Origin of the sequence: Stenotrophomonas sp. 1337 (genome assembly GCF_031455455.1) — a bacterium.
GTDB classification, from domain to species: Bacteria; Pseudomonadota; Gammaproteobacteria; order Xanthomonadales; family Xanthomonadaceae; genus Stenotrophomonas; species Stenotrophomonas indicatrix.
This window is the reverse complement of the sequence record NZ_JAVDSR010000002.1, coordinates 138,087-160,781: the sequence shown is the minus strand read 5'-3', so window position 1 is coordinate 160,781 and position 22,695 is coordinate 138,087. Positions and strand designations below refer to the sequence as shown.

Below are 22,695 nucleotides of genomic sequence, written 5' to 3'. Positions count from 1 at the left end.
GCATGCACTGGGCGCACCGGCTTCCCCACCGCTGTAGTGCCGGCCGCTGGCCGGCATCCGGAAATCCACAGAGTCCGCCATGAGCCGCAAGCACGCCTTCCAGTTCCTCGACCTGCCCCGGACCATGCCGCAGCGCATCCCGGTTGAACTGCGCACCTCGGGCGACTGGGGTGAGCTGTACGGAAAGTTCGGCAAGGAAGATGCGCAGTACCAGGCCGGCCGTTGCCTGGACTGCGGCAACCCGTACTGCAGCTGGAAGTGCCCGGTGCACAACGCCATTCCGCAATGGCTGCAGCTGGTGCAGGAAAACCGCATCCACGAAGCAGCCACGCTGTGCCACAGCACCAACCCGTTGCCGGAAGTGTGCGGCCGGGTGTGCCCGCAGGATCGCCTGTGCGAGGGCAGCTGCACGCTGGAAGAGTTTGGTGCGGTCACCATCGGCGCGGTGGAGAAGTACATCGTCGATACCGCGCTGGCTACCGGCTGGCGGCCGGACATGACGGCGGTGCAGCCCACCGGCCACACGGTGGCGGTGATCGGTGCCGGCCCCGCGGGGCTGGCCTGTGCCGACCGCCTGGCGCATGCCGGCATCACCGCGGTGGTCTACGACCGTTACGAACAGGTCGGTGGCCTGCTGCAGTTCGGCATCCCCAGTTTCAAGCTGGACAAGGACGTGATCCGTCGTCGTCGCGACGTGCTTGAAGGCATGGGCGTGCAGTTCCGCCTCGGCGTGGAGATCGGCCGCGACATCAGCCTGCAGCAGCTGCTGGACACCCACGATGCGGTGTTCGTCGGTACCGGCGCGTATCGCTACACCGATGGTGGCCTCGACGGCCAGGACCTGAAGGGCGTGCTGCCGGCATTGCCGTTCCTGGTGCAGAACAGCCGCATCGTCGGCGGCGATGATCCGCAGGGTCGCCCGATCGCCGGCTGGGAAGACCAGATCGCCCTGCCCGACCTCAATGGCAAGCGCGTGGTGGTCCTCGGCGGTGGCGACACTGGCATGGACTGCGTGCGCAGCGCGGTGCGACTGGGCGCGGCCAAGGTCACCTGTGCCTACCGCCGCGACGAAGCCAACATGCCGGGCAGCGCGCGCGAAGTGGCCAACGCGCGCGAGGAAGGCGTGCGCTTCCTGTTCAACCGCCAGCCGCTGTCGATCGAAGCCGGCGCCGATGACGAAGTGATCGGCGTCACCGTCATCGAGACGCGCCTGGGCGAACCCGATGCCAACGGCCGCCAGAACGCGGTACAGATCGAGGGCAGCGAGTCGCTGCTGGAAGCGGACGTGGTGATCATCGCGTTCGGTTTCTCGCCCAGCGTGCCGTCGTGGCTGGCCGAGCATGGCGTGGAGGGTCAGGCCAACGGCCGCATCCTCGCCGGAGGCAAGGGCAAGCTGCCCTTCCAGACCGCACATCCCCGTCTGTTCGCAGGGGGTGACGCAGTGCGCGGTGCCGATCTGGTGGTGACCGCCGTGGCCGAAGGTCGCGACGCCGCCGCCAGCATCGCCCGGCTACTGGCGCACTGACAGATCGAGCGGCATCAGCACTGCGGCCAGGGTGGCATGCAGTGCCTGGCGGTCGACCGGCTTGGCGATGAAATGATCGATGCCAGCGTCGAGGCAGGCCTGGCGGGTACTGTCGAGCGCGCTGGCGGTCAACGCGATGATCGGCACCCTTGCCGCGTCGGCACGAGGGTCGGCGCGGATCGCGCGGGCCAGGGCAAAGCCGTCCATGCCCGGCATGTGGCAGTCGGTGATGACCAGCGCGAACCGTTGCGTCTGCCACGCCTGCCAGGCCTGCTCGCCATTGGCTGCGGCATGCACCTGCAGGCCCAGATCCCGCAGCTGTCGCACCAGCAGCTGCAGGTTGGTGGGATGGTCTTCGGCAACCAGTACCCTTACCGGCGGCAATTCGTGCAGGCCAGCCGCATCATCACGATGCTCCACCGATGGCGCCTCGCAGGCCGGCAGGTACAGGTCCAGCCACACCGTGGTGCCCGCGCCCGGCGTACTGCACAGGTGCAGTTGCCCGCCCATCGATGCCGCCAGGTCCCGGCAGATCGCCAGGCCCAGGCCGCTGCCACCGAAGCGCCGGGTGGTGGAGGCGTCGGCCTGGGTAAATGCTGCAAATACCGCCCGCTGGCGCTCCCGGCTGATGCCCACGCCGGTATCGCTCACCTGCAGGCGCAGCTGCTGGCCACGCTCGCGCTGCTGCAGCACCCGCACCTGCAGGTCCACCCCACCGTGCAGGGTGAATTTCAGCGCATTGCCTGCCAGGTTGAACAGGATCTGGCGCAGGCGCAGCGCATCGGCCAACGATCCACGCTGCAGCGCAGGATCCACCTCGCAGCGCAGATGCAGCCCTTTGCTTGCTGCCACCGGCACCAGCAGGCGCTGCACCGCACGCAGCAGCCCGGCCAGGTCGGTGGGCAGGCACTGCGGTGGCTGTGGGCCGGACTGCAGGCGTTGGCTGTGCAGGACGTCATCAAGGATCTGCCGCAGCATCTGCGCGGCATCATCGATGGTCGCCAGTACCTGGCGCTGGCGCGCATCCAGCGCGCCGTTGCCCAAGCGCTCCAGCATTCCCAGCATGGTGCTCATCGGCGTGCGGATCTCGTGGCTCATGGTGGCCAGGAAATGGCTCTTGGCGGCAGCATCCTGCTCGGCATCACGCCGAGCATCGTTCAGTGCCTGCGTACGTGCGCGCGCCTCGGTGACATCCATCCAGTATCCGCTCCATTCCACGCCGCTGTCGCTGCAGGCAATCGGGCGCCCGTGCGAACGTACCCAGCGCCAGCCGTTGGGGCCGCGCGTGCGGAAGGTGATGTCGATGGGCCCGCGCACCAGCGCGGCGGCATCAACGCAGGCCAGCACCGAGCGGCGGTCCTGCGGATGGACTGCTGCCAGCAGGCTTCCATGGTCGACCCGCGCGGTATCTACGCTGATCCCGAACAGGGCATGCACATCGCCGGCAATGTGGGGAACGCTGTACTCGCCGGTGCTGCTGCGCCGCGCCTGGTACACCACCGCCGGCAGGTTGGCGGTGACCTCCTGCAGACGCTGCTCCAGCGCCTGCCTGCGCAGGCCTTCGCGGTGCAGTCGCCAGTAACCGAATGCATGCACCAGGCCCATTGTCAGCAGCATCAGCAGCACCGCGATCAAGCCGCGCAGGGGCGACACCGGCGGCACCTGGCCGCGGCGAGGGGATGTCGAGACCCAATGGGCCCGCAATGCCTCGCGCTGCTCCTCCGTCATGCCTGCCTGCAGTTGGTTGAAGCGTTCCACCAGGTGCGCGCACGCCGGCAGCGCCGCCAATACCAGTGCGTCGCTGAAGCCGGCCGGCGCCGCCACGTCCAGCGCGCCGCCAGGCTGATCGCGCAGCGCCGCTTCCACTTCCACCAGGTTGCCCACCACTGCATCGATCTGGCCGCTGATCAGCAGCTGCAGCGCCTTGTCCAATGCCGCCACCTGCAGCAGCGGCACATGCGCGCCCGACTCCTCCAGCACCCTGGCAAGCGGCACGGTGTCGAGGCTGGCCACGCCGCGACCGTGCAGTCCGTCCAGGCCATGGATCGGCAGCGCGTCAGGGCGTCGCACGATCACCTGCGGCACCTGCAGGTAGGGCACGCTGGCCACCCAGCCTTTCGGCGTCTGCGCGCGCGGCCAGCCAAGCACGGCGTGGGTCCCGGCAGGCAGCGCGGCAGCGGCCAGCGTCGTCGCCGCGACCGGTGTGGCGCGCAGCGTGGGCACCTGCTCCTGCAGCAGCGCCAGGTAGGCGGCCACCAGCCCCTGTGGCGTGTCGTCCTGACTGGACGACAACGGCGCACGGTCAGCGGGATAGGCAAGCAGGATGGGGCCTTCGCACTGTCCGGCCCAGGCCGGCGCCGACAACAGCGACAGGGCGGCGATGCGGGCCAAAGGGCCAGCGACATTCACGGTGGACATCCTCATGTCGCAGGCAGGGGCATGGCCGCATCGCGGTGCGACCTCCTGCCACGCTAGCGACGCCCCTGCCAGCAACAATGAGGAAATTTGTAAAACCCTCCGAAACCGTCAATAGCGACATACACTGCCGCTTCTACCGATCCCGGAGCTTTCGATGCGCATCGGCCTGGCCGTCAACCGTCTCCATCACCACGACGCGCGCGCGGCACTGTTCCGCTGGCTGCGCGCCAGCGAACCCGGGCTGCGCGAACTGGGCATGACACTGTGTGCGGTCGGCCGCACCCACGACGCGATCCAGCGCAACGGCTTCCTTGCCGGTTACGACGGCCTGCAGCGCTATCCCTACGGTCGCGACGGCGGCTTGATGAAACTGGTGGCCGAAGTGGTGGGCATGGGCGCCGAGCGTACGCTGGACGGTGCGGTCTATCTGATGGATCCGGTGGACCCTTCCTCGGTTTTCCCCGAGGCGACCGCGCTCAAGCGCCAGTGCGTGATCCACGGCAAGCCTTTCATTTCCACCGTGGCCACCGCCCGCGACTGGATCGAGGTGGAGCGCATCCATGCTGGCCTGGCTGCCGATACAGGCGCCAACGACCTGCATGCATTCGAAGGGCAGACGCTGGCGTTGATCGCGCACGATGCGATGAAGCCGGCGATGCTGGCGTTCGCCGATGAACACTTCGACGTACTGGCGCGCTTTGGCGAACGCGTCGCCACCGGTACCACCGGCCAGCGCTTGAACGAGCTGGCCTGGAGCCGCGGCTGGCCAGCGGATGCGGCGTGGGTGACGCGCTACCAGAGCGGGCCGATGGGCGGCGATGCGCAGATTGCCGACCGCGTGCTGGAAGGCCGTTGCCAGCGCGCGATCTTCTTCGAGGATCCGCACGTGGCGCGCCAGCACGAAGCGGACATCCAGCTGCTGGAACGGGCGGTGACCACGGTGACCGATCAGGCGGTGTGCATCACTGCGCCGCGCGTGGCGGCGCGGTGGGCGGAGGCGGCGGCCCTGCGCGCGGGTCGATGAGGTTTGCGGCCAACGGCTGAGCCCCTCGTGGCGCAGGGGCACAATCAAAAGCCGCGCTTGGCCGGGCGGGTGGGCCATGCAGGGGACGCTGCAAGTCCCCCTCCGGGGCCCGGCCCAGCCGCTGGCGGCTGTGCGTTCGGTCGCTTGCGGAGCAGTGCTTCGCAAGCAAAGCGCCCTCACCCTTGTAAGCTCGATGGCGCCATCCATGGCGCCAACGCCCCTGCATGGCCCACCCGCCCGACCTCAGACAGTTCCGTGCCACCACGGAAGAGAAAAGGAAGAGCAGGAGCAGAAGCGGGTCGCGCGCTGTGCGCGCTTCTGTAGAGCCGATTTTGCTCGACTGCGCCGCCGGCTCTATGGAGTGGAGCCCCTTCTGTTGAAGGGGCGCGCCGAAGGCGGGGGTAGAGGAGGAATGCGTGGGCAGGTGCTGTAGCGCAGGCGCTACAGCAGCTGCCGAAGCATTGCTTTCAATCTGCGCCCTTCCAGCTGGAAATAGTCGCGCTGCTCGCGCCAGTCGGGGAAGCGTTGTTCCACTTCGTGCCAGAACGCTGGCGAGTGGTTGGCCTGGATCAGGTGGCAGAGTTCGTGCACCAGCACGTACTCGAAGGCGGCGGGACGGCCCAGTACCAGTGCCAGGTCCAGCGCCATGCTGCCGTCGGGGGCCAGCGAGCCCCATTGCGAGGACATCACCTTCAACCGCAGGCGGCTGGGCGCGCGCGGCAGGCCGGGCAGGTACTTCGGCAACCAGCGGCCGACATCGGCGCGGGTCTGTGCTTCGTAGAATTCGCGCAGCAGGCGGCGCAGGGTCGCATCGCCGCCCCGGCTCGGCCATTGCACACAGGCACCGTGCCCGTCGATTTCCAGCCGCGCGTAGCGGCCTTCCTGCCAGCGCAGTGGCAACAACTCGCCGCGCAGCGGCAGCACCCCTTCAACGCCGGGCTGCAACGCGGCGGGCAGACCATGCCCCTGGTAGTGGCGCAGCTGCAGCCCCAGCCATTCGCGATGCAGTTCGAGGAAGCGCTCGCCCATCACCAGGCTGGCACGCGGCGGCAACGTCAGTCGTGCGCCGCGCTCATCGACGCTGAGCTTGATCCGGCGCGCGCGCGGATCACGCACGCGCAGTATCTCGATCTCGACATCCTCCAGGCGCAGGCGAACGGTGTCGCGCTGCACGGTGGCGGGTGGGACCGGCGAGATCAGGCGGCGCAGCAGACGGCTCATGGTCCCAGCATAGCGCCGTGCGAGGCCGCCGGATGACCGGCGGCCGACGGCCTGCCTGTTCAGTCAGCCTTGCTGAGCTTGAAGGCTTCTTCAAGCAGCAGGAACAGGCGACGGATCTCCGCACTTTGCAGGGCGAAGCGGGCGTCGAACTCGGCACGGCGGCCGTCTTCGTCCGCATGTTCCAGCTGGTCCAGCGCGCCGTCCAGGAACTTCAGCTTGCGCACGATCAGGTCGTCGCCCAGCACGAAGGACAGGTTGTCCTCGAACACCAGGGCCAGCTTGGTGACCTGCTTGCCGGCATCCAGATGCTTGTCGATCTCGTCGCAGCGCAGTTCCTGGTGCTGGCACTTGACCACCGCGCCGCCTTCCACCGGGTCCTTCATCTCGCACTCCTCGCCCAGGCTGAAGCCGGTGGGCAGGGGCTCGCCGGCGATCCAGCCGGTCAGGATCGAACGCGGCGCGACTTCGGCGTTCAGCGGCATCGCCGGGAAGCTGCCGAGCAGGCCGCGGATGTCGGACATGAAGTATTCGCCGGTCTTGCGGCTGGAGGTGTCCACCGCCACATAGCCGTGCAGCTGGTCGATGAAAGCATCGTTGCGCGAGGACTTCACGAAGGCGCGCGGCAGCAGTTCATGCAGCAGGTCGTCCTTCATGCGCTTGCGCTCGCGGCCACCGGGGCGGCGGCCTTCCTTCTCTTCGATCTCCTCCAGCTTGCGCTCGAGCAGGTCGTTGACCACCGCGCCGGGCAGGATCTTGTCCTCGCCACCGACGGTCAGCCACAGGTGTTCGGCAATGCGGTGCGAGAGCACTTCCTTCTCTTCGCGGCCGAATGGCGAGATGAAACCACGCGAGTTCATTTCCAGTGCGCCCACCGGCTTGAGCAGGGCGTGCGGCAGCAGGGTGTCGACTTCGGAAAAATCAGTGGCAGTCGGGAAGCGGAAGAACGTCAGGTTGCGAAAGAACATGGAATTCCGGTGTCTGAAGAAGAAGGGCGCCCGACCTTAAACGGCAGGCGTCTCGGGAACTGCGTCGGCCGGCCAGGCATCGGCATGCGCCGCATCGCCACGGCGGCCCAGGGCCATGAAATCGAACAGGGCGGCATCGGCCAGCTGCGCAGGTCGCACGTCGGCCATTGCACGTGCGATCTGTTCAATGCGCCCCGGATGGTCCTGGTCCCACTGCTTGAGCATCAGGCCGACCTGCCGACGCTGCAGGTTTTCCTGGCTGCCACACAGGGTGCAGGGAATGATCGGGAAACGGCGGGCCTGCGCGTACTGCGCGATGTCGTGCTCGCGCACGTACGCCAGCGGGCGGATCACCACGTGCTGGCCATCGTCGCTGAGCAGCTTCGGTGGCATGGCGGCCAGCTTGGCGTGGTGGAACAGGTTCAGGAAGAACGTGGCCACCACATCATCGCAATGGTGGCCCAGTGCGATCTTGCTGAAGCCATGTGCCTTGGCGTGGTTGTACAGCGCGCCACGGCGCAGGCGCGAGCACAGCGAACACATCGTGCGGCCCTCCGGGATGACCCGGCTGACCACTGAATACGTGTCCTGCTCGATGATCTGGTACGGCACGCCCAGCCCGGCCAGGTACTCCGGCAGGACGTGCGCGGGGAAACCCGGCTGTTTCTGGTCCAGGTTCACCGCCACCAGTTCGAACGGCACCGGCGCCTTTTTCTGCAGCTGCAGCAGCAGGTCCAGCAGGGTGTAGCTGTCCTTGCCGCCGGACAGGCAGACCATGACCTTGTCGCCCGCTTCGATCATGCCGAAGTCGGCGATGGCCTGGCCGACCTGGCGGCGCAGGCGCTTGCCCAGCTTGTCCGCCCCGAGCCCGTCCACGCGCGGATCGCGCGGAACGCGCTGCGGGGGATCGGGCAGGGAGATCACGGCGGACATGGCGCCCATTCTACCGGCTTGTGGCAGCCCGGACCCGGGGTCGGGATTCCCCTCTCCCGGCAGTCATCGTCGCTGTGTATGCTCGGAGACCGTGGACACCTACAACCCCGCCGAAATCGTCGAACACCTCGTCGCCCTGCGCGCCGAACACCGGTCGCTGGATGAACAGATCGCGCGCATGGCCGCCAACGGCGAAGATGAGCTGGAGTTCAAGCGCCTGAAGCGGCGCAAGCTGCAGCTGAAGGACTGCATCACCAAGCTGGAAAGCCTGCAGATTCCGGACGAACCGGCGTAACCGGTGGCCCATCCACGCATGGCGTGGATCTACTGGCCTACGCCGCCCCGAACGCCGATGGCACAGCGGCAGCCTATGGATCCACGCCATGCGTGGATGGGGCTCTGCATCAACGCGGCAGGGCCAGCTCCGCACTCCAGGCCGCCTCACCGTCCACGGTCAGGTCGCAGCGGCGCACGTTGTCGGCACCGGAACAGCGCAGACCCAGCGGGTGCCCGTACCAGTCACCGGCAAGACCCTGGCGAGCGGCGGATTCATCACCGCTGATGCGCACCTCGCCGGCCAACCACAAGCGGTAGCGCACCGGTTGCCCGGCCTCGATACACAGGTGCACCGGCGCATCGGCCAGGCGCCCGGGCAGGTTGTCGTCCACGCAGATCTCGGCAGCCTGCACCGAAGTAGCCGCAAGGCCTCCGGCCGCGATCAACGCGGCCAGGACCGACAGTCGTCGCAGGTTCAATCCTGCGGTGCCGGTTCGTCCGGGCGCGCCGCTTCCGGGCTGACCCGTTCGATGGTGTGGCGCAGTTCGCGGCCGAGGATGAACTTGGCATCCTTGGCCCAGGCGTCCAGGCGCTCGTCGAACAGCAGCTTGCTGTTCTCGTCCGGCCACACCAGGCGCAGCTCGCGCAGCTTCTGGATGAAGCCGCGGAACAGCGACTTGTCGAAGAACTCCGGCGCAGCCGGTGCATAGAGCAGGCTCAGGCGCTGTGCGGCCTGCTGGCACAGGCTTTCCAGCTCGGCGGCGCCGAGCGTGCCCGGGCCGTTCTTCACCAGCACCGAAATGGCGATGTAGTAGCGCTCGAATGCCTGCTGCAGCGAGTGGCCGATCGCGCGCAGGCGGAACACTTCGTCGGTCTGCCCGGTGTTGCGGGCAAGGATGCCGCCGTCGTCTTCGTTGACGTTCTGCAGCAGGCCCTCACGCACGAACACGTCGATGGTCTGGTCGATGCGCTGGGCGAACTCGTCCTCGGTCCACGGCAGGAACAGTTCGGCCTGCAGGAACGGGTACACCGTGCGGCCCAGCTGCACCAGGCCGGTGCGGCTCATGCGGCGGTTGTTCTGGAAGCAGCAGGCCACCCACGACGATGCGGTGAACAGGTGCACCACGTTGTTGCGGAAGTAGCTCAGCAACACCGCGGTATCGCCGCTGACGCTGAGCACGTCGCCCAGCGGGTGCTTGATGCGGGTGAGGACGTTGATCTCTTCGGCGTGGGCGATGATCCGCTCCGGCGAATGCGGAGTCACCGTCACCCGGCCCGAATACGGCATCTCCACCAGCAGGGTCTTGCACAGCTCGATCTGCGCGATCAGGTCGGCCTCGCCCATCGCATGCTTGGGCGTGGACAGCAGGGCCAGCGCCAGCAGGTTGATCGGATTGACGTCGGCCGCGCCGTTGATGCGCACCTGGATGCGCTCGGCCAGGGTATCGACGGTGGTCGACAGCCACGAGGGCTTCTCGTCCTCGGACACCGCCTCGCCACCCCACTCCGGAGCCTTCTCGGCCAGCACATCGTTCAGCGCGATGGGTTCGCCGAAGTTCACCACCACCTGGCCGTAGTTCTGCTTGAGCACCTTGGGGATGCCCCACAGCAGCTGCCAGATCGATTCCTTCTCCTTGGGCCGCCCGGACAGTTCATCCAGGTAGCTGCCGCCCTCCATCAGCTTCTCGTAGCCGATGTAGATGGGCTGGAACAGCACCGGCTTGCGCGGCTGGCGCAGGAACGCGCGCAGGGTCATCGAGATCATGCCGCCCTTGGGCTGCAGCAACCGGCCGGTACGCGAGCGCCCGCCCTCGACGAAGTACTCGATGGAATAGCCGCCGGCGACCAGCTGCGCCACGTACTCGCTCAGCACCGCCGAATACAGCGCGTTGCCGCGGATCGAGCGACGGATGAAGAACGCACCGCCCTTGCGCAGCAGGGTGCCCACCACCGGCAGGTTCAGGTTGATGCCGGCCACGATGTGCGGCGGCACGATGCCGCGGTCGTACAGCAGGTAGGACAGCAGCAGGTAGTCCATGTGGCTGCGGTGGCTGGGCACGTAGACCACTTCGTGGCCCGGCGCTGCGGCCTTGAACTTGTCCAGGTGGTGCACCAGCACGCCGGCGTAGATGCGGTTCCACACATGGCTGAGCATGAAGCTGGCCGAGCGCACCACCGGGCTGGAATAGTCCGCGGCGATTTCCCAGGCGTAGGCGTGCGCCTTCTTCCAGGCATCGCTGGTTTTGCTGTTGTCGCGCTTGGCCTGCGAGGCGATCGCCTCGCGCACCGTCTCGGCGGCCAGCACCTGGTCCACCAGCAGGCGCCGGGTCGACAGGTCAGGACCGATCACCGACTCGCGGATGCGGCGGAAATGGGTACGCAGCACGCGCTGCAGCTTGCGCACCGTACGCTCGGGCTCCAGGCCCTCGTCGACCGTGCTGCGCAGCGAGATCGGCGGTGCGAAGCGGACGATGGTGTTGCGGCCGTTCAGCAGCAGGCCGAGCAGGCGGCGGAAGCGGCCGACCAGCGCCCAGTTTTCCGAGAACAGCACGGCGAACCAGCCGCTCTGCTTGTCCGGGGCGCGGCCGACGAAGATCGACACCGGCACCAGGTGCACATCCAGGTCGTCGCGCACGCGATGGGCCTGCAGGACCTTGGCCAGCGAATCGGAATGGGTCTTGGCGCCGCGCTGCTCGGGAATCAGCGAGTTGCTCGAGCTGCGCCGCGACAGGGCCAGGTAGGCGCGCTTGCGGCCGGTGGGGTCACCGGCCAGCGGTACCAGCGGCGACGGCAGGCCGGCCTGGCGGCAGGCCTTGTCCAGGATCAGCGCGTTGGACAGGCCGTAGTCTTCCAGCACGTACATGACCGGGCGGCCATCGTTGTACTGGCCCGGGTCTTCCGGCTCGATCTTCAGCGACAGCCAGGGTTCCACCAGGCGCCCGAGCAGGCGCGCCCACAGCGGGCGGCGGCCGGCAGGACGCGCGTGCACAGGCGTCGCCGCCGGCGGCGTGCCGGCGTCGGTCGAGGGGGACGCCGGCGCCGTGTCGGCGGGCGTCGGCTGGGATTCTTCGCCGGGGAACGGCAGCGGGTTCTGTTTCGACATCGACGTCATTATGGCTTAGCCGATGGCGTTGCCGCTTCCCCATCGGTTGTCGGGGCGGGCACAGGGTCCGGAGCGGCAGCAGCGCGCGCCGCATCGGCCTGCCGCAACAGGGCATCGGTATCGGCCAGGGTGCGGGTCAGGTACCAGTGGCCCTCGCGCCGGCTCAGCGGCACCTGCACGGTCATCGCGCGGCCGGCGAGCTCGTACTGCAGGCGCACCAGGGCATTGTCGCCCTCCACCGACAGCAGCTCACCGCGCACGCTGCGCAGCGCCTCGTCCACGCCCAGGCCATAGCTGGCCAGCACCGCCTTCAGCGTGTGGATGAACGGCGCCAGCTGCTGCAGGCTGCCTTCCATGCCTGCGGCCTGCAGACCGGCATCGTCCTGGAAACCCACCTGGGCGGCGGCGCCGACGAGGGCGGCGATGCTGCTGCGGGCTCTGGCGCGGTCGCTGATCGGGGCATCCTGCGCCCAGGCGGCCAGGGTCTGCACCAGCTGGATGTAGTGCGCCTGCTGGCCGGGCGTATAGCCCTTCTGGTGCCGCAGGTACTGCACACCGAAGTTGCCCATCGACTGCGCGGCCTGGCGCACGGCACGGGCCTGGCCGGCCAGCTGGCGGTCGAAACTGCGCTGCAGCTGCACGCTGGCACCGGGCTCACGCAGCGCCGCCAGCATCGGCAGCAGCTGGTCGCCCAGCGGCAGTCCGGTCAGCGGCCACTGGCTGTGGCCGTCGGCCCAGGCCTGCTGCAGGCGCTGGTACTGGCTGGGGGGCACCGACAGCTTTGCATAGCCGACCAGGTCGTCCTCGGCCAGCCGTTGCGCCATCGCCTGTACCGCAGCGACAGGTTCAGCCGGCGCGGCGGCCGGATCACTGCCGGATTCACGGCACGCGGCGATGGCCAGCAGCAGCATGGCCGCCAGCCCCCATCCCCGCGCAGACCTTCCTCGCATTACCACGCTCATGCAATCGGACTCCCCGGACCGGTCCGCATCTTGCGGCCTGCGACGTGACAGCGGCAAGCCGGGGCGTCACGGTTTCTGCCATGGCGCGCACTGCGCGGTGGATCCACGCCCCGCGCCGATGGGCCCTTGCCGCACCCGGCGGATAAAAAAAGAGCCCGGACCACAGGGATCGCAGGCTCTTCAAACCGGCGCAAGGCCGGTGGACAGTGTTGTGGCGCATGTCCGGCCCGAAGACCGGATGGCGGCGATCCTACGCTGCCCGTAAAGTTAACGCAACACATGATGAAATGTCATTCAACTCATTGATTTTATTGAATCAATCACGTTGCCAGACTGCTTCAATGAAATCTACGGCATGTTTTTCGGCGATTCGGGCATAAACGCCGGGGTGGCCGGCCAACGCGCAGCCTTCGCCCCAGCTGACAACACCGAACTGGGTCCAGCCCTCGCGCAGGCGCAGCAGCAGCGGACCACCGGAATCCCCCTGGCAGCTGTCGATCCCTTCGCGGCCGGCGCAGATGACCTTGCCGCGTGCGAGCTCGCCTCCGTAGGCCTGCTGGCATTCGGCGAAGGGCACGAACGGGGTCTGCACCGTCTGCAGCTGGGTGGGATAGAGCCGTTCTTCACTGATGTCGGTGTCGCCCCAGCCGATCACCGTGAACTCCCGGCCTGGCTTGAGATAGCCGGCATCGGGCCGCAACCGCAGCGCGACCGGCTGCGCATCGGCCAACGGTGCGCTGAGCTGGATCAGGGCAACATCATGTTCCAGCGTGTTGCCGCTGTTGAACGCCGGGTGCACGTGGATGGCCTTGACGTTGGATGCATGCGCGGACGGTTCGGTGGACAGCCTGGTGACATTGCCCAGTACCGCGATCGAGGCGGGCGAACTGCCCTGCACGCAGTGCGCGGCGGTCAGCACCCAGGACGGTGAGATGAGCGTGCCGCCGCAGAAGTGCCGGGTGTGGTCGGTGTCGCCGTAGGAGATGCCCTGCAGGCTGACCATGAACGGGTAGTCGCCCGGCTTGGCATCCTCGCCGCCGATGATGCGCGGTTCTTCGCGGGGTTGGGGTGCAGCCGTGGCGGGAAAGACGATGGCCGCCGCCAACAGGCCGCCGAACAACAAAGAGGTGCTGCGATACATATCCGTGTATTCCTCTGTCGATGGTTGGTACCGGCACGGCCGCGGTCCGTGCTGGTGCATCGATTGATAGAGGGCGCTCCACGCTTACAGCGCGATGCGGCGCACAGTTTTCCCGGCTGGGGTCGGGTGCGTCAGGGCAACAGGCACAAATGCGAACGCCATCCCGCATTCGACGGGATGGCGTTCGTGGTGCCGGCGTGACCGCCGTGGGGGCGGGGCTCAGCGCGCGGCCAAAGCCGTCGCGATTTCCTGCTGGATCGCCCGTGCTGCAGCCTGCGGATCGGACGCATGGCGGATCGGACGACCGACCACGATGGCATCGGCACCATCGGCAAACGCCTGCGCCACACCCACCGTGCGCTTCTGGTCATCGCCGACCGGGCCACCGGGGCGGATGCCCGGGCAGACGATCGAGAAACCGGCGCCGGTCGCGGCGCGGATCGGGCCGGCTTCCTGGCCGGAGGCGATCACGCCGTCGATGCCAGCGGCCTGTGCGGCCAGCGCGCGTTCGACCACGACCTCCACCGGCTCGCGGTCGATGCCCATCTGCGCCAGGTCCGGGCGGCCCATCGAGGTCAGCACCGTCACCGCCAGCAGGCGCATGTCGCCGCTGTTGGCAGCCGCGCAGGCCTCCATCATCGCCGGGTGCCAGCCGTGGATGGTGGCGTAGCTGACGGGCCACTGCGCCAGGCGCTTGATCACCGCCGCGGCGGTGGCCGGGATGTCGAAGAACTTCAGGTCGACGAACACGCGCTTGTCGCGGCGTGCCAGTTCGTCCAGCACCTGGAAGTACTCACCGGAGGCGAGCAGTTCCATGCCGATCTTGTAGAACGCCACGCTGTCGCCAAGGCGGTCGACCCACGCCAGCGCCTGCACACGGTCAGGCACGTCCAGCGCGAAGATCAGGCGTTCGTCGTCACGCAGCGGCAGCGGGGCGCGGCTCACGGCGCGTAGTCCAGCGCGGCACGCTTGGCGTCATGACGGGCCTGCCGCGACTGCGCGTAATCGTTGTTGAACTGCGCCGGCTCGAAGCCGCCGTAGGTCGGGTTCGGCAGCATCCACCAGCGCTCGCCGAACCAGTCGTGATACTGCTGCAGCAGCGCGTCGCGGCCATCGTTGGTGTTGGCGGTCACTTCCACGAAGTCACCGAGCTGGTCGCCGAACTGCATCAGCACGCGGTACTTCTGCCCGGCCAGGCGGCGGCGGCAGTTCTTCTCGCTGCCGGCCTGCTCGCACCCTTCAACCACGGTGCCCAGACCGAGGAACACGCTGTCATCGGCCACCGGCAGGCCCTGCTCGCGCAGGTTGGCCAGGGTCGCGTCCTTCAGGTGCACGGCGCGGTTGGAGATGTACAGCAGGGTCACGCCCTTGGCATTGGCAGCCTTGGCGAAATCGACCACGCCGGGAATGGCCTTGGCCTTCTTTTCGGCCACCCACTGGTCCCAGCTGAGTTCGTCGTATTCCTTGCCATCACGCACCAGGCGCGCCTGGTAAGGCGAGTTGTCCAGCACGGTCTCGTCCACGTCCAGCACCACGGCCGGCTTCAGGCCCTTGGCCTCGTTGCCGCGCTCTTCCGGCACCAGCGCGTCCCAGTGGGCTTCCTTCAGCGCAACGTCCAGATGGTCAGCGGCGGCACGGTAGGTCTGCTCGGTGATCGCCCTGTATTCCTGCGCGCGCTGCATCCACAGCACGGCATTGAGGTTGTCGTTGGCGGTCGCGTCCAGCGCGCCGTCGGCCTTGGCGGCGGCGGCCGGGGCTTGCGGGGTGGCGGCTTCGGCAGGCGCTTCCACGCGCTTGCAGGCGGACAGGCCCAGCACCGCAGTGGCGAGCAGGGTCAGGGACAAGGAAACGGGACGACGCATGGATTCACCGGCGATCAGATATACCGGCCCATTTTACCGGCAAAGGCGCCGCCGGGACGGCTATGCTTGGCGGTTGACACGTTGTCTTCCGGAAGCCGCCATGACCGAACCTGCCCAGACCCCCGACGTTCCGCTGCTGGATGCCGTACAGGCGCGCCTGCTGGGCTGCCTGGTGGAGAAGGAAGCCACCACCCCGGACACCTACCCGCTGACCGTCAACGCCGCGCAATCGGCAGCCAACCAGAAGACCGCCCGCGAGCCGGTGATGAACGTGAGCGCCGGCAGCGTGGAGCATGCGCTGCGCCAGCTGGAGACCCTGGGCCTGGCGCGCCAGCACTTCTCCTCGCGCGCCGACCGTTACGAGCACCGCCTGCAGAGCGCGCTGGACCTGACCCGGCAGCAGACCGTGCTGCTGGCCCTGCTGCTGCTGCGCGGGCCGCAGACCCTGGGCGAACTGGTCACCCGCGCCGAGCGCCTGCACCGCTTCGCCGATGCCGACGAAGCCCGCCACGCCATCGAGCGCCTGCAGCAGCGTGCCCTGCTGGTGGTGCTGCCGCGCGCCAGCGGCCAGCGCGAAGACCGCTACATGCACCTGCTGTGCGGTGAAGTGGACGGCGCGGCATTGGCAGCGAAGTACGCCAGCAGTGGCGGCGGCGCCGAGCCGGCCGACCCCGGCCTGGCCGAGCGCGTGGCGCAGCTGGAAGCGGCAGTGGCCGAGCTGCAGGCCCAACTGGCCGGGCTGCGCGGCTGAACGTCCATATCCTGCCGGTGCAGTGCCGACCAACGGTCGGCACCCACCGCGGACGGGCGGAGTGGCCGTTTGCATCTGTCAAACGACACACCAGGGTGTTTGCCGTCAGCAGCCACCAACTCTCAGACTGCCGTCGCAGTTCTGCAGCCGTGCGACGTTGCTTTTGCTTCCCTGATAGAGGGGATGGCCCATACTGCCATCGTGGCGGCGGCAATCGGCGGTGATCTGGCAATAATTGTTGCCAAAGTCCTGGGCGTTCGTGAGGCGGCAGGAGCCGCTGGCACCCGATTGATTGAACGCGGCAGCGCAGGATTGCGTGCCCATCATCATCAGCGGTAGTCCATTGGATTCTTCTGCCGCCACGGATGCACTGGCCAATGCAGCAAACAGGCCGAAGGTGATGATCGAAACTTTCATGGGTGTGTACCTTCTGTTGATCCCGCGGATTGCGGATCACCAGTTGGGCACACCATGCGCAAGCCCTGGGGCGAACAACTTCACTATCCGGCGATTTTGCAACGTTTCTGACGAACCGCCTGCATGCACCGTGCTGCTTGATCTGCAGTGCACTGCACTGCATTGCAATCAATCCGGTGCACCCGGAGTGGCATACAAGCGGCTCAGGCTGTCGATGCCCGGCAGCTGGATGACCCCGCGCTCGTGCATGCCCAGGCCCAGCAGCACCTTCGCCGAGGCGACGTTGTCCAGATCGGTGATGCCGTAGAGATCCAGCAGGCCCAGCGCCGTGCGCGCGTGATTGAACACCGCCCGTGCCGCCTCGCTGGCATAGCCCTGTCCCACGTATGCGGACAGCACCGCGTAGCCGATATCCGGTGCCGGCAACCCCTCGCGGCGCACCAGCCCGGCGTTGCCCAGCCACGCACCATCGGACAGCCGCTCGATCGCATACATGCCGAAGCCATTCAACGCATAACTCTGCAGCACACGCAGGGCGATGTACTCGCGCGCCTGCGCTTCGTCGCGCACGTTGCGGTCACCAATGAATCGCACGAAGCCCGGATCGTTGAGCAGGGCCAGCATCGGTGCCGCATCGCGGTCCGGTTCAATGGCCCGCAGGCGCAGGCGTTCGGTTTCAATCGGGTGCACGGACAGGTCTCCAGCCAGAGACCCCGATTGTGCCTCAGCCCCCGGTTGTTGATTTTGATTTTCTTTGCATTGCCGTGGCAGGACGCGCCCGGAATCTGTCAGAGGCCGGTCGGGGTGGGTTCGCGGGGGTATCCGCGCCATGGATGGCGCGGCTAAGCCCCCAGGGACGGGTTCACGGCGTCCCCCGCGAACCCACCCCGACCGGCCACACCGCGTAGCCAACGCGCGCTCGACCACGGAGGGGCGGCGCCGTTGGAGCGCCTTAGTCGAACAACGCCTCGATCGCCGCCAACCCCGCCGTCGCCCGCTCCTTCTTGCGCGCCGCATCCGCCACCGGATCAGCGCCATCGCGCTGGATCTCCTCGGCCGGGATCTCCTCGAAGAAGCGGCTCGGCTTCAGCCGCACATGCTCGCCGAACTTGCGGGTCAGCTTGCTGTAGCTCATCCATAACTGGATCTTGGCGCGGGTGATGCCCACGTACAGCAGGCGCCGCTCTTCCTGCAGATTGCCCTCGTCCAGGCTGACCTGGTGCGGCAGCACGCCATCCTCGCAGCCGACGATGAACACATAGGGGAATTCCAGGCCCTTGGAGGCGTGCATGGTCATCATCCGCACCTGGTTGCCGCCCTCGTCCTTGTCACTGCGCGACAACAGCGCCAGCTGGCCGGCCAGATCGGCCGCGGTGGCACCACGCGGGCCACCCTCGAACCACTGCGCCAGTTCTTCGATGTTGTTGGCGCGACGCTGGTAGCTGGCTTCTTCCTTGGCCTGCTGCCGCAGCTCGCTGAGCAGGCCCGATTCCTTGGCGACCTTGCGGATCATGTCGCCGGAGCTGATCTGCCGCGTCTGCGCGCGCAGGTCACGCAGGATGTCGGTGAAGCGCGCCAGGCTGTTGGCCGCGCGCGGTGGCAGCTGCTGCAGCGCGCCGATCGCCTCGGCGGCCTGCGCCATCGGCATGTCCTTTTCCGAGGCCAGTTCGGCCAGCTTGGCCAGGGTGCCGGCGCCGACCTCGCGCTTGGGCGACTGCACCGCACGCAGGAACGCGGTGTCGTCGTCCGGGTTCACCAGCAGCCGCAGCCAGGCCAGCGTGTCCTTCACTTCCTGGCGCTCCAGGAACATGGTGCCGCCGGTCAGGTGGTAGGGGATGCGCAGCAGCTGCATGGCCTTTTCCAGCGGACGCGACTGGAAGTTGCCGCGGAACAGGATGCAGAAATCGCTCCACGGCACGTTGCGCGTCTGCGCTACGAACGCGATCTCGGCGGCGACCTTCTCGGCCTCGTGTTCGCTGTTGCGGCACTCCCACACACGGATGCGCTCGCCGTCGGCCTGGTCGCTCCACAGCTTCTTCAGGTGTTCGTGCGGATTGTTGGCGATCAGCGCGTTGGCCGCGCGCAGCACGCGGTTGGAACACCGGTAGTTCTGCTCCAGCTTGATGATTTCCAGCGCCGGGTAATCGCGCCCCATCTGCTGCAGGTTTTCCGGGTTGGCACCGCGCCAGGCGTAGATCGACTGGTCGTCATCGCCCACGCAGGTGAAGTTGCCCTTGTCACCGGCCAGCTGCTTGAGCAGGCGGTACTGCGCATCGTTGGTGTCCTGGCATTCGTCGACCAGCAGGTAGCCGATGCGCTCGCGCCAGGCCAGCGCGATCTCCGGGTTCTCTTCCAGGATCTGCACCGGCAACCGGATCAGGTCGTCGAAGTCCACTGCGTTGAACGCGCTCAGGCGCAACTGGTAGCGCTCGTAGATGCCGGCCGCTTCCTTCTCGCGGTTGCTGCGCGCAGCGGCCATCGCCTGCTCCGGCGACAGGCCGGCGTTCTTGGCGCGCGACACCAGGTTCTTCATGTCCTCGATGTCGTCCGGCTTGGCGCCGTACATCAGGTCCTTGATCTGCGCGGCCGCGTCATCGGCATCGAAGATAGAGAAACCGCGCTTGAGCCCGACGGCGGCATGCTCGATCTGCAGGAACTTCAGGCCCAGCGCATGGAAGGTGCAGATGGTCACTTCATCGGCATCCTGCTCGCGCAGGCGCTTGGCCACGCGCTCGCGCATTTCCTTGGCCGACTTGTTGGTGAAGGTGATCGCGGCGATGCGCTTGGCCGGGTAGCGGCCACAGCCGATCAGGTGGGCGATCTTTTCCACGATCACGCGCGTCTTGCCGCTGCCGGCGCCGGCGAGCACCAGCAGCGGTCCTTCGATGTGGAGGACGGCGGCAGCTTGGGGGGGATTGAGACCGTGCATTGGGGTGCGATTGTAGCGGGCGTTGGTGGCGGCCACAGCCGCCGGCCGGTGGGCTTGCTGAACGGCTTCGGCCGGCGCCGGGTGGCGTCGTACAATCGGCCGATGGCCAAGCTCTATTTCTACTATTCGGCTATGAACGCCGGCAAGACCACCACCCTGCTGCAGAGCGCGCACAACTACCGCGAGCGCGGCATGCGCGTGGCGATCCTGACCCCGCGCCTGGACGATCGTGCCGGCGCGGGCGTGGTCGCCTCGCGGATCGGCCTGCGCGCCGACGGCATGGCCTTCGAACGCGACACCGACCTGCACCAGTGGGTCAGCCAGGATCTGCAGGCCAACGGGCCGCTGGGCTGCGTGCTGGTGGACGAGGCGCAGTTCCTCAGCCGCAGCCAGGTCTGGCAGCTCAGCGAAGTGGTCGACCAGCTGCGCATCCCGGTGCTGTGCTACGGCCTGCGCACCGATTTCCGCGGCGAGCTGTTCGAGGGCAGCCAGTACCTGCTGGCCTGGGCCGACGAGATGCAGGAGATCAAGACGATCTGCCACAGTGGCAAGAAGGCGACCATGACCGTGCGCGTGGACGAACATGGCCATGCCGTGCAGGACGGCCCGCAGGTGGAGATCGGCGGCAACGAGCGCTACGTGTCGGTCAGCCGCGCCGAGTTCAAGAAGATCACCCGTGGCGAGGGGCGGATCGATCCGGCGCAGGCACCGCTGCCGTTGTAGGGCATGGCATCCAGCCGTTTACAAGTGGATGGCTACCTGCCTAGGCTGCGGCAACGTCTGCTGCCGAACTGGAAGTCCGCCATGCGTTCCGCCCTGCTGTTGATTCCCCTGTTGTTCCTGCCTGTACTTGCCGTCGCCTCCGGCCAGGGGCCCGCCGCTCCGCTGGATGATGCGGCACTGCTTGGCGCCGGATTCCTGGACGGGCATCCAGACATGAAGTTCCGGCAGTGGGGCATGGATGCGCTGCAACGCGGAGACGCCGAAGCGGCGATGGACAACTTCCGCAAGGCTGCCCGCTACGCCGACAAGCCTGCGCAGGGGCTGCTGGGCGAGATGTACTGGTACGGTGTCAAACGTGCTGCGGACCCGGTCATGGCCTTTGCGTGGATGGATGTCGCGGCCGAGCGCGGATACCCGTTGATGCTCGAGCTGCGCGACAAGTACTGGGCAGCACTGCCGTTGGAACAGCACGATATCGCACGAGCGCAGGCGCTGCGGCTGCGCGATGAGTACGGCGATGCAGCGGCTCGCCCACGCCTGGCCGCGGAGCTGCAGCGGGGCAAGCGTGCGATGACCGGGAGCCGGACCGGCTCACTGTCCAACAACGTCGACATCGTCTACATGGATGGAGGCGTGAGCCGAACCATCAAAGCCGACCGCCTCTACGATCCCACGTACTGGGATCCAGACCGCTATCAGCGCTGGCAGGACGAGAACTGGATGAAAATACGTCGCGGCACCGTGGAAGTCGGCCTGCCGACCCAGACGCCACCTCCAGCGGCAACCGAGGGCAAGCCATAACCCAAGGTGCCGGCAGCAAGCCGGCACCCTGCATCACTCAGTACAGCGTGCGCTCCGGCGCACCAGCCGGCGGCGGCGTGTACTGGTACAGCCAGGTTTCGGTGAGGGTCTTGCCGCCACTGCGCAGGTACAGGCGGATGTCGATCTGCTCGCTGCTGCCCTCCGGCGGCACCAGGTCGAACATCGCGCGGTAGCCCTTGATCTCACGCAACGGCCGCGCCGAGACGATCTCCACCCGGCCACGGCTGGTTTCGACAACGGCTTCGACGTCGGCCTTGTCGATCAGGCTGGCCAGTTCGCCGCCTTCGAAGTCGACCGCAAAGCGCCACGAGAAGTACTCGCGCTTCTTGCCGATCACCCCGCCCAGGCCGGTGCGGCTTGCAACGCAATGGGCCAGCGGCGTATGCGTCGGCGGCTGTGCGCCCCAGTACAGGCGGTAGCCGACCAGCAGTTCCTGGCCCGGCTGCGGCTTTTCCTTCGGGTTCCAGAAGGCCACGATGTTGTCGAAGGTTTCATCGACGGTGGGAATCTCCACCAGCTGCACCGAACCCTCGCCCCATTCGCCCTTCGGCTCCACCCACAGGCACGGACGCTTCTCGTAGAACACGCCGTCGTCCTGGTAATGGTCGAAGTTGCGGTCACGCTGCAGCAGGCCGAAGCCACGCGGGTTGCGGTCGACGAACATGTTGAAGCGCAGGTTGCGCGGGTTGACCAGCGGCCGCCAGATCCATTCACCAGCGCCGGTCCACAGCGACAGGCCGTCGGTATCGTGGATCTCCGGGCGCCAGTCCCAACCCATGCGGCGGTCGTTCTCGCCTACCTGGTACATGCTGGTGCAGGGAGCGATGCCCAGCCGCTCGATGGTCTTGCGCGGGTACAACGCGCTGTCGATGTCCATCAGCAGCACGTCGCCGTTGGTGACGGCGAAGCGGTAGGCACCGGCCACGCTGGGCGAATCCAGCAGCGCATAGACGATGATGGTGTCCGAGTCGGCCGCAGGCTGTTCCAGGTAATAGGCGATGAAGTCTGGGAATTCCTCCGGCTTGCCCATGCCGGTGTCGATGGCCAGGCCACGCGCGGACTGTCCGTACTGGCCTTCCTTGCCCACTGCGCGGAAGTAGCTGGCACCCAGGAACGCGGCGAAATCGCGGTCGGTGTCCTTGCGCGTGTTCAGCCGGAACCCGGCAAAGCCGAGGTCGGCCGGCAGCTCACCATTCTTCAACCCGCTCTTGCCGTAGTTGAACGCAGCGCCGTCATAGGCCAGTTCCTGCGCCTTGCCGTCGACCACGTCGTACATGCGCACGGGCGAATGGAAGTACAGACCCAGGTGGAAGAACTTGGCCTGGAACTTACCCGGCTGGTCGGCCCACAGGGCGTGGTCCTGGCGATAGCCGATCGACTGGTACTGATCCCAGTCCAGCGCCTCCAGCTTGCCCGGCAGCACCCGCTTGTGGCTCTGGTAGGGCGCCTGTGCCAACGCGCGCGCCTGGCCCTTCAGGGTGGCGAAATCGAACGGCTGCGGCTGGCCAAGCCGGCGCAGCCCAAGCTGGCCACTCTTGCTGGCCGCACAGGCCGGCAGTGACGGCAGGCCGAAGGCGGCCAGGGCCAGGGAGGCATTGCGGATGAAGTCGCGTCGTTGCATGC

At 67.4% G+C, this 22,695-nt stretch carries 20 protein-coding genes; 6 read left to right on the top strand and 14 right to left on the bottom strand.

Annotation, left to right across the window (positions count from 1 at the left end):
• The first annotated feature begins 79 nt into the window (after positions 1 to 79).
• Positions 80 to 1,525: an FAD-dependent oxidoreductase gene (locus J2X70_RS04630; protein ID WP_025876048.1), complete on the top strand. Its 1,446-nt coding sequence runs from the start codon at positions 80 to 82 to the stop codon at positions 1,523 to 1,525.
• Here the strand turns inward: J2X70_RS04630 and J2X70_RS04625 are convergent.
• Positions 1,511 to 3,943, bottom strand: coding sequence for a response regulator (locus J2X70_RS04625; RefSeq protein ID WP_309909179.1), 2,433 nt, complete (start codon positions 3,941 to 3,943; stop codon positions 1,511 to 1,513). The two genes, J2X70_RS04630 and J2X70_RS04625, sit on opposite strands and share 15 nt — an antisense overlap.
• A 154-nt stretch (positions 3,944 to 4,097) precedes the next feature.
• Here J2X70_RS04625 and J2X70_RS04620 point away from each other — a divergent pair, with 154 nt between their 5' ends.
• Positions 4,098 to 4,967 (top strand): methylglyoxal synthase, encoded by an 870-nt coding sequence (locus tag J2X70_RS04620; RefSeq protein WP_309909177.1) that lies wholly within the window; start codon positions 4,098 to 4,100, stop codon positions 4,965 to 4,967.
• 441 nt (positions 4,968 to 5,408) lie between these two features.
• Here the strand turns inward: J2X70_RS04620 and J2X70_RS04615 are convergent, their stop codons facing one another.
• The 3 genes from J2X70_RS04615 to ttcA are packed head-to-tail and all read right to left on the bottom strand — an operon-like array spanning position 5,409 to position 8,086.
• Positions 5,409 to 6,188 carry a SprT family zinc-dependent metalloprotease gene (locus tag J2X70_RS04615; RefSeq protein ID WP_059063103.1) on the bottom strand — a complete coding sequence of 260 codons (780 nt, stop codon included), beginning with the start codon at positions 6,186 to 6,188 and terminating at the stop codon, positions 5,409 to 5,411.
• A 59-nt stretch (positions 6,189 to 6,247) separates the two neighbouring features.
• Complete coding sequence (locus tag J2X70_RS04610; protein ID WP_025875418.1) at positions 6,248 to 7,153, bottom strand: recombination-associated protein RdgC; 906 nt, start codon at positions 7,151 to 7,153, stop codon at positions 6,248 to 6,250.
• A gap of 36 nt (positions 7,154 to 7,189) precedes the next feature.
• Positions 7,190 to 8,086: a tRNA 2-thiocytidine(32) synthetase TtcA gene (gene ttcA / locus J2X70_RS04605; protein ID WP_088100834.1), complete on the bottom strand. Its 897-nt coding sequence runs from the start codon at positions 8,084 to 8,086 to the stop codon at positions 7,190 to 7,192.
• 91 nt (positions 8,087 to 8,177) lie between these two features.
• Between ttcA and J2X70_RS04600 the strand changes: the two genes are divergently transcribed.
• Positions 8,178 to 8,381 (top strand): YdcH family protein, encoded by a 204-nt coding sequence (locus tag J2X70_RS04600; protein ID WP_032978412.1) that lies wholly within the window; start codon positions 8,178 to 8,180, stop codon positions 8,379 to 8,381.
• Positions 8,382 to 8,490: 109 nt separating this feature from the next.
• Here J2X70_RS04600 and J2X70_RS04595 read toward each other — a convergent pair whose 3' ends face one another.
• The 6 genes from J2X70_RS04595 to J2X70_RS04570 form a co-directional block, all read right to left on the bottom strand.
• Positions 8,491 to 8,841, bottom strand: coding sequence for a hypothetical protein (locus J2X70_RS04595; protein WP_309909173.1), 351 nt, complete (start codon positions 8,839 to 8,841; stop codon positions 8,491 to 8,493).
• The gene (gene plsB, locus J2X70_RS04590) at positions 8,838 to 11,474 is read right to left on the bottom strand and encodes a glycerol-3-phosphate 1-O-acyltransferase PlsB (protein ID WP_025875424.1); all 2,637 of its coding nucleotides are present in this window, start codon (positions 11,472 to 11,474) and stop codon (positions 8,838 to 8,840) included. The genes J2X70_RS04595 and plsB overlap by 4 nt, the downstream gene beginning before the upstream one ends.
• Positions 11,474 to 12,427, bottom strand: a complete 954-nt coding sequence (locus J2X70_RS04585) for a hypothetical protein (protein ID WP_025875426.1) — start codon at positions 12,425 to 12,427, stop codon at positions 11,474 to 11,476. The genes plsB and J2X70_RS04585 overlap by 1 nt, the downstream gene beginning before the upstream one ends.
• Positions 12,428 to 12,743: 316 nt before the next feature.
• Positions 12,744 to 13,568, bottom strand: a complete 825-nt coding sequence (locus tag J2X70_RS04580; RefSeq protein WP_309909170.1) for a serine protease — start codon at positions 13,566 to 13,568, stop codon at positions 12,744 to 12,746.
• Positions 13,569 to 13,787: 219 nt separating this feature from the next.
• Entirely contained in the window at positions 13,788 to 14,513 is a 726-nt protein-coding gene (pyrF, locus tag J2X70_RS04575) for an orotidine-5'-phosphate decarboxylase (RefSeq protein ID WP_025875430.1), read from the bottom strand.
• Complete coding sequence (locus J2X70_RS04570) at positions 14,510 to 15,430, bottom strand: 5'-nucleotidase, lipoprotein e(P4) family (protein ID WP_025875432.1); 921 nt, start codon at positions 15,428 to 15,430, stop codon at positions 14,510 to 14,512. Before J2X70_RS04570 ends, pyrF begins: the two co-directional genes overlap by 4 nt.
• A 100-nt stretch (positions 15,431 to 15,530) precedes the next feature.
• Between J2X70_RS04570 and J2X70_RS04565 the strand changes: the two genes are divergently transcribed.
• Positions 15,531 to 16,181, top strand: a complete 651-nt coding sequence (locus tag J2X70_RS04565; RefSeq protein WP_223483141.1) for a DUF480 domain-containing protein — start codon at positions 15,531 to 15,533, stop codon at positions 16,179 to 16,181.
• Between the two features lie 105 nt (positions 16,182 to 16,286).
• Here J2X70_RS04565 and J2X70_RS04560 read toward each other — a convergent pair whose 3' ends face one another.
• The 3 genes from J2X70_RS04560 to J2X70_RS04550 form a co-directional block, all read right to left on the bottom strand.
• A complete protein-coding gene (locus J2X70_RS04560; protein WP_309909167.1) occupies positions 16,287 to 16,598 on the bottom strand; it encodes a hypothetical protein in 312 nt (103 codons plus the stop codon).
• 168 nt (positions 16,599 to 16,766) lie between these two features.
• Positions 16,767 to 17,288: a GNAT family N-acetyltransferase gene (locus J2X70_RS04555; RefSeq protein WP_279208599.1), complete on the bottom strand. Its 522-nt coding sequence runs from the start codon at positions 17,286 to 17,288 to the stop codon at positions 16,767 to 16,769.
• A gap of 262 nt (positions 17,289 to 17,550) precedes the next feature.
• Positions 17,551 to 19,527, bottom strand: coding sequence for a UvrD-helicase domain-containing protein (locus J2X70_RS04550; protein ID WP_025875440.1), 1,977 nt, complete (start codon positions 19,525 to 19,527; stop codon positions 17,551 to 17,553).
• 102 nt (positions 19,528 to 19,629) lie between these two features.
• On the opposite strand from J2X70_RS04550, the gene J2X70_RS04545 reads away from it, so the two are divergent.
• Complete coding sequence (locus J2X70_RS04545) at positions 19,630 to 20,250, top strand: thymidine kinase (RefSeq protein ID WP_059063218.1); 621 nt, start codon at positions 19,630 to 19,632, stop codon at positions 20,248 to 20,250.
• A gap of 81 nt (positions 20,251 to 20,331) precedes the next feature.
• Positions 20,332 to 21,051 (top strand): sel1 repeat family protein, encoded by a 720-nt coding sequence (locus J2X70_RS04540; RefSeq protein WP_025875444.1) that lies wholly within the window; start codon positions 20,332 to 20,334, stop codon positions 21,049 to 21,051.
• A 37-nt stretch (positions 21,052 to 21,088) separates the two neighbouring features.
• Here J2X70_RS04540 and J2X70_RS04535 read toward each other — a convergent pair whose 3' ends face one another.
• The gene (locus tag J2X70_RS04535) at positions 21,089 to 22,693 is read right to left on the bottom strand and encodes a glucan biosynthesis protein D (RefSeq protein ID WP_309909162.1); all 1,605 of its coding nucleotides are present in this window, start codon (positions 22,691 to 22,693) and stop codon (positions 21,089 to 21,091) included.
• Positions 22,694 to 22,695: the final 2 nt, after the last annotated feature.